General features: G+C 60.5%; 13 protein-coding genes. 7 read left to right on the top strand and 6 right to left on the bottom strand.

Features of this window, described 5'->3' with window-relative positions; genetic code table 11:
• Positions 1–234 precede the first annotated feature (234 nt).
• Both ACTF58_RS07705 and ACTF58_RS07710 read left to right on the top strand, forming a co-directional pair.
• Positions 235–2352: an ATP-binding cassette domain-containing protein gene (locus ACTF58_RS07705; protein WP_438991448.1), complete on the top strand. Its 2118-nt coding sequence runs from the start codon at positions 235–237 to the stop codon at positions 2350–2352.
• Positions 2349–3539: an HlyD family efflux transporter periplasmic adaptor subunit gene (locus ACTF58_RS07710; protein WP_438991388.1), complete on the top strand. Its 1191-nt coding sequence runs from the start codon at positions 2349–2351 to the stop codon at positions 3537–3539. The genes ACTF58_RS07705 and ACTF58_RS07710 overlap by 4 nt, the downstream gene beginning before the upstream one ends.
• On the opposite strand, the gene ACTF58_RS07715 is transcribed toward ACTF58_RS07710, so the two are convergent.
• On the bottom strand, positions 3536–4291 hold the full coding sequence (locus ACTF58_RS07715; protein ID WP_438991389.1) for a lysophospholipid acyltransferase family protein: 756 nt from the start codon (positions 4289–4291) through the stop codon (positions 3536–3538). The two genes, ACTF58_RS07710 and ACTF58_RS07715, sit on opposite strands and share 4 nt — an antisense overlap.
• A 322-nt stretch (positions 4292–4613) precedes the next feature.
• Here ACTF58_RS07715 and ACTF58_RS07720 point away from each other — a divergent pair, with 322 nt between their 5' ends.
• Both ACTF58_RS07720 and ACTF58_RS07725 read left to right on the top strand, forming a co-directional pair.
• The gene (locus ACTF58_RS07720; RefSeq protein ID WP_438991390.1) at positions 4614–5987 is read left to right on the top strand and encodes an MATE family efflux transporter; all 1374 of its coding nucleotides are present in this window, start codon (positions 4614–4616) and stop codon (positions 5985–5987) included.
• A 57-nt stretch (positions 5988–6044) separates the two neighbouring features.
• Positions 6045–6701 (top strand): DUF3047 domain-containing protein, encoded by a 657-nt coding sequence (locus ACTF58_RS07725; RefSeq protein WP_438991391.1) that lies wholly within the window; start codon positions 6045–6047, stop codon positions 6699–6701.
• A 29-nt stretch (positions 6702–6730) separates the two neighbouring features.
• Here ACTF58_RS07725 and ACTF58_RS07730 read toward each other — a convergent pair whose 3' ends face one another.
• Positions 6731–7132 (bottom strand): hypothetical protein, encoded by a 402-nt coding sequence (locus ACTF58_RS07730; protein WP_438991392.1) that lies wholly within the window; start codon positions 7130–7132, stop codon positions 6731–6733.
• Between the two features lie 31 nt (positions 7133–7163).
• Positions 7164–8366, bottom strand: coding sequence for a pyridoxal phosphate-dependent aminotransferase (locus ACTF58_RS07735; protein ID WP_438991449.1), 1203 nt, complete (start codon positions 8364–8366; stop codon positions 7164–7166).
• Positions 8367–8453: 87 nt separating this feature from the next.
• On the opposite strand from ACTF58_RS07735, the gene ACTF58_RS07740 reads away from it, so the two are divergent.
• The 3 genes from ACTF58_RS07740 to ACTF58_RS07750 all read left to right on the top strand — a co-directional run bounded on the left by ACTF58_RS07740 (position 8454) and on the right by ACTF58_RS07750 (position 9724).
• Positions 8454–8843 (top strand): helix-turn-helix domain-containing protein, encoded by a 390-nt coding sequence (locus ACTF58_RS07740; RefSeq protein ID WP_438991393.1) that lies wholly within the window; start codon positions 8454–8456, stop codon positions 8841–8843.
• 2 nt (positions 8844–8845) lie between these two features.
• Positions 8846–9109 carry a succinate dehydrogenase assembly factor 2 gene (locus ACTF58_RS07745; protein ID WP_438991394.1) on the top strand — a complete coding sequence of 88 codons (264 nt, stop codon included), beginning with the start codon at positions 8846–8848 and terminating at the stop codon, positions 9107–9109.
• A 117-nt stretch (positions 9110–9226) separates the two neighbouring features.
• A complete protein-coding gene (locus tag ACTF58_RS07750) occupies positions 9227–9724 on the top strand; it encodes a MarR family winged helix-turn-helix transcriptional regulator (protein WP_245724356.1) in 498 nt (165 codons plus the stop codon).
• A 96-nt stretch (positions 9725–9820) separates the two neighbouring features.
• Here the strand turns inward: ACTF58_RS07750 and ACTF58_RS07755 are convergent, their stop codons facing one another.
• The 3 genes from ACTF58_RS07755 to ACTF58_RS07765 are packed head-to-tail and all read right to left on the bottom strand — an operon-like array spanning position 9821 to position 12406.
• Positions 9821–10564, bottom strand: coding sequence for a DUF1194 domain-containing protein (locus tag ACTF58_RS07755; RefSeq protein ID WP_438991395.1), 744 nt, complete (start codon positions 10562–10564; stop codon positions 9821–9823).
• On the bottom strand, positions 10531–10959 hold the full coding sequence (locus ACTF58_RS07760) for a VOC family protein (RefSeq protein WP_438991396.1): 429 nt from the start codon (positions 10957–10959) through the stop codon (positions 10531–10533). The genes ACTF58_RS07755 and ACTF58_RS07760 overlap by 34 nt, the downstream gene beginning before the upstream one ends.
• Positions 10960–11014: 55 nt before the next feature.
• Entirely contained in the window at positions 11015–12406 is a 1392-nt protein-coding gene (locus ACTF58_RS07765; RefSeq protein ID WP_438991397.1) for a tetratricopeptide repeat protein, read from the bottom strand.
• Positions 12407–12409 lie beyond the last annotated feature (3 nt).

Genomic DNA, 12409 nt, shown 5'->3' on the forward strand with positions numbered 1-12409 from the left:
CTGAAACCTGTTGCCAATCAGGCGGAGCCTATTGGCGCGTCTGACGCGAAGCCACGGATCGAGCGGCGGGTCGTGGACGAGGACGGCCATGCTCTGCGCGTGGCGGCCGAGCGGGCCGCAGAGCGGGCTGCTGAGCGCGGCAAGGCCCCTGTGATCGGACAGATCAAGCCCATAAAAGTGATGGCGCGGCCTGCGAATGCGACGCCGCCTGAGGCGTCTGTGGCGTCTGTGGAGATGCCTGTGACGGGCGCGCGCCTCATGGCGCGGGCCGAGCTGGCCGCGACCTATGCTGGAATATTGGGTGTCTCTTGTGTGGCGCGTGATGTGCTTGAGGGTATGGAGCAGAGCGCCCAAGAGGCTGACCCGAACACGCTGGCGCAGGCGTTGCGGGCGCAGGGCCTAAACACCTCGGTCGAGACTGTCAGCCATGCGATCAATGCGAACTGGCCAGCGCTGGCTGTTATGACGGGGGGACAGCTTCTGCTGGTGATGGGGCAAGAAGACGCCGCCCTCGTGATCTATGACAAGACCTGTGCTGACAACCGTGCGCGTGTGCCTTTGGGCGAGTTTGAGCCTTATTTCACGGGGCTTGTTGTGAAGGCGGAGGCCGCTCTTACGCAGATCAGCCAGACGCATACGCCCGAGACGCGCGCGCCACATTGGTTTTGGGGGCAGTTTGGTCGCTTTCGCCGCGCGTTTGGCGAGGTGGTGCTTGGCTCGCTGGTGGCGAACTTGCTTGCTGTGGCTGTCGCGCTTTTCAGTTTGCAGGTTTATGATCGCGTGATCCCGCATCAAAGCGAGGCGACCCTTTGGGTGCTCGCGGCGGGGGCGGGGCTTGCGATTCTTATGGAGGCGCTTCTCAAGATTTCGCGCGCCCGTCTGATGGACGGGGCGGGGCGGCAGATCGAGCTTGGGGTGCAGAAACTGCTGATGGATCGTATCCTTGGAATGCGCAGTGAACGCGCGGGGCAGGAGCCGAGCCAGCTCTTCAGTTCGATGCGCGAATTTGGCTCTGTGCGCGAGTTTTTCACCGCCTCCACAGTCGGTGCATTGGCCGATATTCCCTTTATTTTTGTCTTTCTCCTGCTGGTGGCTTCGATAGCAGGAAACGTCGTCTGGGTGCTCGTCCTTGGCGGTCTTCTGATGGTTCTTCCCGGTTTTTTCCTCCAGAAAAAAATGATCCGACTGACCAAAGAGACGCAAGGGGCGAGCGCCAAGGCAAGCCGGATGTTGCATGAGACAATATTCGAGCTTGATACCGTTAAAACACAGCGCTCCGAGGACCGGATTCGGCGGCTTTGGGAGGAGCTGACGGCGTTGTCGGCTTTGAAATCAAGCGAGCAGCGCAAGCTGGCCTCGGCGCTGACCTTCTGGTCGCAGGCTGTGCAGCAAGCAACTTATGTTTTTGCTGTGATTATGGGGACTTACCTTGTTTTTGCGGGCGAATTTACGGTCGGGTCGATTATTGCTGTTGGATTGTTAACGGGGCGCACGTTGGGGCCTTTGACCCAACTTGCGGGAACGATGGCCCGTTGGGGCAATGTTAAGGCAGCGCTCGATGGTCTGGATGCGATTGCCGATGCGCCACAAGACCGCGCCGAGGGGCGCAGCTATTTGCGCCGCGAGCGTCTTGAAGGCACTTATGAGATGCACGAGATGCGCTTTCAGTATGACGAAGGCGGCACGCCGCAGCTTGATGTTGCGGCCCTTCAGCTCAAGGCAGGGGAGGCTGTGGCTGTGCTCGGCTCCAACGGCTCGGGCAAGTCAACGCTTCTGAAGGTTTTGGCGGGGCTATATGCGCCGACGCAGGGCCGCGTGCTTCTGGACGGTATGGAGATGGGCCAGATCGATCCGCGCGATCTGCGCCGCATGGTGGGCTATCTGGGCCAGGAGGTGAAGCTTTTTGCCAGCACGCTCAGGGACAATCTCAACCTGAATATGCTGGAGCGCGATGACGCGCGCCTGCTTGAGGCGCTCGATTTTGCGGGGCTTGGGCCGTTTGTGAAGGGCCACGCCAAGGGGCTTGATCTGGATATCCGCGATGGCGGATCGGGGCTGTCTGTCGGGCAGCGCCAGTCGATCGGCTGGGCGCGGCTCTGGCTGCAAAACCCCAAGATTTGCTTGCTGGACGAGCCAACGGCGGCGCTGGATCAGACGCTTGAAAAAGTCCTCGTGGACCGCTTGCAGAGCTGGCTTAAGGGCCGCACCGCTGTGATTGCCACGCACCGTGTGCCGATTTTGCAGCTGACCACGCGCACGCTGATTTTGCAAAACGGGCGCATGGCTGTGGACGGGCCGCGCGATCAGGTTTTGGCGCATCTCAATAAGGATGCAGGAGGCGGAGCAGCATGAGCATGGCATCTTCAACCCATCTGGCAGGGCAACTCAACCTCAAGATGCGCGGGCCGAGCCTCACCATCTGGCTCTGTGCGGCGACTGTCTTTATCTTTATTTTATGGGCCGCTTTTGCATGGGTTGATGAAATTGTGCGCGCGGATGGCGAGATGATTTCTTCCTCGCGGCCCCAGATTATCCAGAACCTTGAAGGCGGCATTCTGGCCGAGCTGCTTGTCAAGGAAGGGCAGGTTGTGGCCGAGGGCGATGTGCTGGCGCGGCTGAGAGGCACGCAGTTCCAGTCTTCGGTCGATGACTTGCAAGAGCAGATCATTGCGCTTGATATTCGCCGTCTGCGGCTGGAGGCCGAGCTTGAGGGGCGTCACGAATTTGGCGTGCCCGAGGTCTTGCAGCTGCGCAGCCCCGAGATTGTCGCCTCAGAGCGCGCGCTTTTGGTGGCGCGTCAGACAGAATATGCCACGGCGCGCGAAGGCGCGCGGCAGGTGCTGTTGCAGGCGGAGCAGGAAAAGCAGCTGATGGAAGAGCTGCTCAAGAAGAAGATCGTGGCGCTGATCGAAGTGACGCGGGCGCGCAAGGCCTATGCTGATGCCAAGATCCGCCATGACGAGATTGTTACCAAGACGGGGCTGGAGCGGGCCGAAGAATACTCTGACACGCTCAAGGAAATTGCCACGCTGAAGCAGGGGCTGAAGTCGGGTCAGGACCAGCTGAGCCGCACCACGCTGCGCGCGCCGTTGCGCGGGATCGTCAACGGGCTGGCTGTGACCACGATTGGCGGGGTGGTGCGCCCTGGAGAAGAAATTTTGCAGATCATTCCGCTGGATGAAGAGCTGTTTGTCGAGGCGCGGGTGCAGCCCAAGAATATCGCCAATATCCGCCGTGGGCAGGAGGCGACTGTCAAGCTATCTGCTTATGATTACACGATATATGGCTCGCTCAAGGGCGTGGTTGATGTGATTTCGGCCGATACGTTCAAGGACGAAAACGCCCGCGACCCTGAGGCTTCGGCGCATTATAAAGTGACTGTGAAAGTCGATATGAGCCAGCTCAATGCGCGCCAGAGCCGGATCGAAATCCGCCCCGGAATGCAGGCCAATGTAGAGCTGCACACAGGGGCGAAGACGGTTTTGACCTATTTGCTCAAGCCGCTTTACAAGTCACGCGAGGCGTTCCGCGAGCCCTAAGCACCGCGCTCAAAGACCTCTGACATTTCCCGATGCAGGCGGGCGAGGTCGGCCTCGACGGAGGCTGATAGATCGCAGTGAAACGGCGGCAAAACTTTGAGCGTTATCAAACCGCTATGGGGCAGAACCTTGCCACGCGGCAGGAGGGTGTCGGCGCCGAGGATCACGACGGGGCGAATGCTGCGGCCTGTGGCGCGGGCCACCACGATGGCGCCTGCTTTGAAGGGGCCAAGGGAGGGAGATGTGACGCGTGTGCCCTCGGGAAAGAGCACAACCGAGCGGCGCGCGGGCATGGTTTCAACGGCTGATGACAGGGTTTCCATGGCGATTTTACCGCTCTGGCGGTCGATCTCGACCAGCCCTGCGCCTTTGAAGCCTGTGCTAAGCAGGGCGGCGTCGCACAGCTCTTTTTTGGCGGCAAAAGTGAACCATTTCTGATCGGGGATGGCGTCCATCAGGGTGAAGCCGTCAAGGTGGCTGCGGTGGTTGATGACGATCAGGCTGTTGGTGTCATGGGCCAGTGTGTCTTGGTCTTCTGGCGAGATGTTCACACGGATGCTGAGCAGCTTTAGAAGGCGTGAGCAGGCGCGTTTGACGGTGCGCCAATACCAGCCGCGAAAGCCCTGACGGCGCGCGCAGAGGAGCGGCACAAAGCCGATATAGAGAAAGTAAACCGGCCCCATAAGGCAGAGCAGCGTGCGCTTTGCGAGCCTGACGGGCGCAGGATCAAGCGGGGTTGGGGCGTGTGACATAGCGGGGCGGACCTTTGGGTTTTGCAACGCTGCCCTCTAAAGCGCAAAGGGGGGCGGGAGACAATCTTTATTGCAGCAGGCAGAGGCGGGTTAATATTCTGTAACGCTCGCGTTTTGCTGTCTTAACGGGGGCGGGAGCCGCTGATTCTGGGGGGGTGATAAGCGTGCACAGGACGTGCACCACCTGTGCACCGGCTGACTCCGAGCTGTGTTAAGGGAAAATTAGGTAATGCGCCGTGCGGTGGCACGGGGAGATATTAACATTTGGTCTGAGGGGTGCTGAGTGCTTGCCCCGCCGTGCCGCGCGGCGTAGGTCTTGGGAATGACCCAGACAACGCGTGACCATATCAAGGCTTATCTCGTGCTTGGGCTGCCGCTTGTGGGCAGCCATGTGGCGCAGATGATGATCACGCTGATCGATACGCTGATGCTTGGCTGGTATGATGTTGACGCTTTGGCGGCACAGGTTCTGGCGGGGACGATGTTCTTTGTCTTTTTCATCTTCGGGTCGGGCTTTGCCTGGGCGGTGATGCCCAAAGTGGCGACAGCAGAGGGCGCGGGCGACGAGCGCGCGGCGCGGCGGGTCACGCGGATGGGGCTTTGGGCCTCGATCATGTTCGGGGTCGCGGTGATGCCGTTCTTTGTGTTTGCGGAGCCTGTGCTTCTGGCTTTGGGGCAAGCGCCCGCGCTGGCGGCGATGGGGGCGGAGTATCTCGCGATTGCGGGCTGGGGTATTTTTCCGGCGCTGATGGTTATGACGCTGAAGAGCTTTCTGGCGGCTTTGGAAAAGACGCAGGCTGTGCTTTGGATTACGGTGGCGGCGGTCTTTGCCAATGCGCTGGTGAATTATGCGCTGATTTTCGGCCATTGGGGCGCGCCTGAACTGGGCATTGTCGGGGCGGCTTGGGCCTCGCTTGTGGTGCAGCTGTTGTCGTTTGTGCTGATTGTGGCTTACGCGCAATGGGCGACGCCCGAACACCAGCTTTTTGTGCGCTTCTGGCGGGCGGATTGGGAGGCCTTTGGCGAGGTTTTCCGCCTTGGCTGGCCGATCGGGATCACGGCGCTGGCCGAAGTCGGGCTGTTTGCGGCCAGCTCTGTGATGATGGGCTGGATCGGGACGCTGGAGCTTGCGGCGCACGGGATTGCGATGCAGGTGATTTCGCTGGCCTTTATGGTGCATCTGGGCTTGAGCAATGCGGCCACGGTGCGCGCGGGGCGGGCCTTCGGGCGCGCAGACATCGGTGCGTTGCGGCACGGGGCCTATACGGTCTTTGGGATGTCGATGATTTTCGCTTTGGTGGCTGTCGTCATTTTTCTGGTGATGCCTGAGACGCTTTTGAGCGCCTTTCTCGATCCGAGCGATCCTGATGCACCTGCGGTGATGGCGATTGGCGTCGGGTTGATGGCGGCGGCGGCGCTGTTTCAGCTTGTGGATGCGGCGCAGGTCATGGCGCTTGGTGTTCTGCGCGGGGTGCAGGACACGCGGGTGCCTATGGTGATTGCGGCGGTGGCCTATTGGATCATCGGGGTGCCTGTGTCCTATCTTCTCGGGGTCACATTCGGCATGGGCGGTGTCGGGATATGGCTTGGGCTGGCGGTCGGGCTGGCTGTTGCGGCTGTCTTGCTGATCTGGCGGTTTCTGCGCTGGCAGCCGCTGAGCGATCACTCAACTGTGAGGGCTGCGGAGCAGGCTTGAGTTGCCTTCGGGCGCTGTCACGTTAGGCTCCTGTCCAGATAGGGGAGTGGGTGTGTGATGCGTGTGAGGTTTGGCAAAGCTGGTCTAGTCTGCGGTTTGGTGCTTGGCTTTGGGGCGCAAGCCTTTGCTGAGGCGGTGCGCTTTGACGCTGGCTGGACACACCAGAAATTCTCGCTCTTTTCCAAGAATGACTATGGCTATGGCGGGCGCTCTTTGAGCATTGGCTCTGAAGGCTCGGTCTCGCTGATCTACAAGCCTTTGCCTGAGGCGCAATGGGGGCGCAGTGCGGCGCGCTGGTCCTGGGCTGTGGAGCGCTCTGTGCCTGCGACAGACCTCCGCAACAAGGGCGGGGACGACCGCAACATCGCGCTTTATGCGGTGTTTATGCCCCGCGCCGAGGCCGAACGGCTCAAGGGGGCCTCTGTGGCCAAGCTTTTGGCCCATGAGCAGGTGCGGGTTCTGGTCTATGTTTGGGGCGGGGCGCACAGGCGCGGCGCGCTCTTGGACAGCCCCTATCTTGGCGCGCGTGGCAAGACTGTTGTTTTGCGCGGCGCGGGGACGGGGGCGCACAGTGAGAGCGTGGATTTTGCCGCCGACTACAAACGCGCCTTTGGCGGAACGCCTGAGGCGCTTGTGGGCTTTGCTGTTTCGGCAGATAGCGACGACACCGACAGCCATATTGTTGCGCAACTGAGCGGGCTGAGCGTGAAATGAGCTGACGCAAAGTGAGCGCGCGCGCTGCGTCAGTCTTGCAAGAGGCGTTCTGACTTCTTGCGCACGAGGGTTGTGCGCAGATCGTGCATGGCGAGCAGAAGCGCGTCTGTGACGGCTTCGAGCTGTTCATCGCTTGCTTTGGCCTGTGCCCATTGGGTTGTGGTGTTGAGATAGTCCACAGCGCGGTGGATGTCATCAATATCGCGATAGGCCAGAAGGCGGGCGCGCTCTTGCATCCACTGTTCTATCGCGGCCATATCTTCTGGTTCCAGCACCCGCCCGCCATGGGGCTTGATCTCTCCGTTGCGGATATTGACCACGGCGATCTGGTCCATTTCGATACGGCGCTGACGGTTTTCGGTATCGACCCGAAACACGAAAGCGCCGTTGTCGCGGACGCGAAAGTAATATGGTGGAAGATCGGCGACCATGGACAGGCTGTGTTACTCTTATGATTTACGCTTATGTCAGTGTTGAACAGAATGCCTGAATACGGGTGCAGGCGTCAACCAATGCTTCGTCTGATGTGGCATAGCTGATCCGGAAGGCGGGGCTGAGGCCGAAGGCGGCGCCAAAGACCACGGCGACTCCTGTTTCGGAGAGAAGCGCGGTGGCGAAGGCTTCGTCTGTGTCAATCAGCGTGCCTTGGGCGGATGTCTTGCCGATCAGCCCCGCAATGGAGGGGTAGACATAGAATGCGCCTTCGGGCTTGGGGCAGGTGATGCCCTCGCAGGCGTTCAGCATATCGACCACAAGATTGCGACGGCGGGTGAAGACGGCATTGTTTTCGGCGATGAAGTCATGAGAGCCGTTGAGCGCCTCAAGGGCGGCCCATTGGGCGATGGAATTCGGGTTTGAAGTCGATTGCGACTGGATCTTGCGCATGGCGGCGATCAGCTCGACGGGGCCAGCGGCATAGCCGATGCGCCAGCCAGTCATGGCATAGGCTTTGGAGACGCCATTGCAGGTCAGCGTGCGATCATAAAGCGCAGGCTCGACTTGGGCGGGGGTGCAGAACTTGAACCCGTCAAAGGCGAGGAATTCATACATATCATCAGACATAACCCAGACATGGGGATGGCGCAGGAGCACATCTGTCAGGGCCTTGAGCTCGTTCCATGTATAGCCAGCGCCCGTGGGGTTTGAGGGCGAGTTAAAGATCAGCCACTTTGTTTTGGGTGTGATCGCGGCCTCAAGCTCTTCGGCCGTGAGCTTATAGGCGTTTTCGGCTTTGGCGGGGGCAACCACAGGGGTTCCGCCTGCGAGCAGGACCATATCGGGGTAGCTGACCCAATAGGGCGCGGGGATGACGACTTCGTCGCCCGCGTTGAGCGTGGCCATGAGCGCGTTGTAGAGGATCTGCTTGCCGCCTGTGCCGATGGAGACCTGCGCGGGCGTATAGGAGAGGCCGTTGTCGCGCGCGAGCTTGTCACAGACCGCCTGCTTGAGCTCGGGGATGCCGTCGGGGGCTGTGTATTTGGTTTTGCCTGCGTTGATCGCGGCAATGGCGGCGGCTTTGATATGATCGGGGGTGTCAAAGTCTGGCTCGCCTGCGGAGAGGCTGATCACATCCTGGCCCGCGGCCTTCAGCTCGGCGGCTTTTGTGCTGATTGCGATGGTGGGTGACGGTTTGACGCGGGAAAGTGTCTTGGACAGGAAGGACATGGGGATATACCTGGTTTGCATTGGCTTGGTAACGTCTTAGGTTGCAGAGTGAGGCTGATCAAGGAAGATCGGCGGATTAGGAGAGATATGTCTGAGGATATGACAAAAGACTGGTTTGACCCCGAAACATCCACCTTCGGGGATCGCGTTGCGGGCGCACGGGAAGCGGCGGGCATGACCCAGAAGCAGCTTGCCAAGCGGCTTGGCGTCAAGCTTGGCACGCTCCAGAACTGGGAAAACGACATGGCCGAGCCGCGCGCCAACCGTTTGAGTATGTTGGCGGGGATGATGAATGTCTCGATGATGTGGCTTCTGGACGGGACGGGCGAGGGCGTTGACCCTGTGCAGAGCGAGACCCGCGAAGAAAAGGACATGAACGAGATCTTGGCGGAGATCGTCGATCTGAAGAGCCGCGCCTTGCGCACAGCGAACCGTCTTGGAGCGCTGGAGAAAAAACTGCGCAGCTGGGTGGACTGATCATGACAGGCGAGACGCGCGAAACCCGACTGAAACGGCTCAAAATGCGCTCGATGCGGCGGGGCATTAAGGAGATGGATCTCATCCTGATGCGCTTTTCAGAGGCGCGTCTTGCCGAAATGAGCGCAGAGGCGCTCGATTTATACGAAAATCTTCTCGATGAAAACGATCAGGATCTTTACCAGTGGGTGAGCGGGCAAACCCCTGCGCCACAAGGGCTTGCGGGCCTGATCGAGGAGATTGCAGAGCACGTTTCTGCGCGCTGAAAGGGCGCGGCACGGGGCGATATAACTTGCATTTTAGCAAATCACCCCCGTGTTTAACTGATTTTTCGGCTTTTTAGCTCAGGTTCTCCGTTGAGCAGATACGACGGAGACAAATGGATGAGCTTTCAAATGCAAATGGGAAACGGGCCTGAAGCCAGTTTCATGTCAGGATATCTGGAGGCGCTTGCACTTGTCGAGCGTTTGCACAGGCTTCTTCTTGATGTGATCAAGGACGAGTTTGAGCGTGTGGGGGTGTTGGAGATCAATGCTGTGCAGGCGCTTTTGCTTTTTAACATTGGCGACAATGAGGTCACGGCGGGGGAACTCAAGACCCGCGGATATTATCAAGGCTCCAATGTGAGCTACAACCTCAAGAAGCTGGTGGAGATGGGCTATATGCACCATCAACGCTGCGAGATCGACCGCCGCTCTGTGCGGGTCAAGCTGACGCCTGAGGGGCGCAGGATCCATAAGGTGGTGGCGGAGCTGTTTCAGCGCCATGCCGACGGGCTTGTCAACAAACAGGTGCTCAGCCATCAGGGGCTGGAGGATATCACCAGCGCGCTCAAGCGGATGGAACGCTACTGGGCGGACCAAATTCGTTATATTTATTAAGCAGGCTTGGACACGGGCAGGGCAAGACCAAACGCGCAGAACAAGACACGGGCAAGGCAAGACGACGGGGGCGCGCCGGAGCGGCGTGCCCTTTTTTCAGGGGCGGTGCGGGGGCTGTAGCGCGGAGATAAAGCCGGGGGCGACTTCGCGCTCAAGCTTGCGGGCCATGGCGCGCTCAAAGTCGGCAAAGCCTTGGGCGACCTGTAAGAAAGCGCCCGCGCCGTGGAGCACTTCTGTTTGATAATAGGGGATGAGGTCGGTTTCGCCCTCCATGTCCGCGCCATTGATGGCGAGGCCATTCACCGTCACCCCGTCAAAATCAAAGGCGTTATAGGCATCTCGCGGCTGGAAGCCTTCGTTGGTGACGCCATCGCCTGAAATGTCGATTGTCTTTGCGTCACAGTCGGGGGCGCGCTCAAGCAGGCCTGCGGCATGGCCCAAAGCGTAGCCCATGGCTGTCGGAAATTCGTCATAGCTGCGCTCAAAGCGGGCGACTTTTTCGGCGACATAGAGCAGATGGGCGCGCGAGCGGATCATCACCCAGTTTTGCACCATGACCTGATTGTAGCGCCCCGACCATTCAAAGACCGCAAGGGCCACGGGGCGGGGCGAGGCGAGAAAGGCGCGCACCACATCGGGAGAGATGAGCGCCGAAGCGAGGCCGCCGCTTTGCAGCGCGTATTCGCCCCGATCGACGGAGGAAGAAACATCTATCGCGAGCACCAGAGCAAGACGGCAGCCCGCGTCTTGGGCCACGGCCATATGCGGCGCGCAGCTCAGGACGAGGGCGGCAAGCCTGCGCAGCATCACCAGTGGCCCGTGTTGTCCATGCTGGCCCATGGCTCTGCGGGGGCCAGCGGCGCGCCTTTTTGCAAGAACTCGATGCTGATATTGTCAGGCGAGCGCACAAAGGCCATGCGCCCGTCGCGCGGCGGGCGGTTGATTGTGATGCCGTTGTCTTGCAGGCGCTGACACATCTCGTAGATATTTTCGACCTCATAGGCGAGGTGGCCGAAGTGGCGGCTGTCATCGGGCAGAGCGTCATCGCCATCCCAGTTATAGGTCAGCTCGAGGGGGCATTCAGGCTGTCCGGGAGGGGCCATGAAAATCAGCGAGAAACGGCCTTCTTCGCTGTCATAATGGCGGGTTTTTTCAAGGCCGATCAGCTCGTAAAAGCGGATGGATGCTTCAAGATCCTTCACGCGGACCATGGTGTGTAGATACGTCACTTGCATTTTGCGTCTCCTGTGGTTGCCCGAGAGACTAGCGAATATTTGAGGCGCGCCAAGACTAGAACGTCGATTTTATCCCGAGACTGAGGCCGAACTCTTGCGTGTCAAAAAACGTTTTGTTTGAGATGTTGCGCGTGGCGTTGAGCGTCAGGGAGGGGGAAAACCCCATGTAATCAATCTGTTCAAAGGTGAAATTGGCGGCAAATGAGAGCTTTTGATCGCGCCGCAGGGTGCTGCCGTAGCGCAGGCGGTCGTATTTGCGCAGCTGGAGCGCGCCAGAGAGGCTGGTCTTTGCCCCCAGCAGAGGCGCGGCGGGCAGATAGGCGAGCGAGAGGCTGGCGGCGGTATGGGCCATATCCGAGGAGGCGCTTTCGACCTTGGAGAGCGACGCCCCATAGCGCAACAGGCTCTTGTTTGGCAGCGCGGTGAGCGCGAAGCCGTCGAGCGTATAGGCCGTATTGGAGCGCGGGGCGCTGTCGTGGCGGGTCTGGTTTTCGATAGCAAATCCGTAGCTTGCGAAGGCGAGGCGCTTGCGGGCAAAGCCGCGCGAAAGGCGCAGTCTGTGGCTTGTGGCGAGGCGCGTGCCAGCTTGCCAGACGTGGCTGAGGCCGATCTCTGCGCTGGTGCGGGCGCGCTCTTTTGAGGAGGCAAAATCGACGCGGATGTGGGCATCAAGCGCTGTGAAGGCGTAGTCGCTGCCGCTGGCTGCGGGCACGGCGCGCTTGGCGGCGGAGGAGAGCAGGTAGCGGCGCGCGTCATGGCGCAGACCAAAGCTGACGCGGCCCCAATCGGCGGGCTTGAGGCGGCGGGTGACGCTGAGCATTGTGCCGACTTCGACCCCTGAGAGGGGCACAGCCGTCGGATCGACAAAGACAAGATCGCCGATGGTGTAGGTGTTGTCATTCGGGCCGCCGTTGACATTGGAGGTGGGCGCGAGGGAGAGGTTGAAGCTGAGGCTCCACGGGTTGGCTGCTTGCACGCGGCGGTATTCTGTGCGGGCGGCCTCCTCAAAGCGGGGTGCGTTTGTGGCTGTGCTGGCGCGGCGCAGCCAGAGCTGGGCTTGGCCGAACTTCTGTTCTGATTTCAGAACATTGGACATCGCAAAGGCGGCGGCGAAGCGCTCTTTTTCAACTGTGGTGGAGCGCCATGCGCGGCGGGCGGCGAACTTGGCTTGCGCGGGGCGGCCAAGGCTGCGCTCGGCCTCGGCGAGGACCATGAGGGCGATATAGTCGCGGCTGTCCTGACGCAAGAGGCCAAGGGCAATGGCGCGGGCGTCCCTCGGCTCGCCTTGGTGCAAAAGGCCAAGCGCGAAGCTGCGCGCCTCGGGCGGGCTGAGGCGCTTGGGGCTGTCTTGGGCGGCAAGGGGCGCGGCCAAGAGGCAAAGCCCGAGCAGAGCGGCCAGAACGGGGCCGCCAGACAGCAGGCTCTGCACAAGAGAGGCGGGGCGCACGGG

Origin of the sequence: Lentibacter sp., from assembly GCF_965657785.1 — a bacterium.
GTDB lineage: Bacteria > Pseudomonadota > Alphaproteobacteria > Rhodobacterales > Rhodobacteraceae > Lentibacter.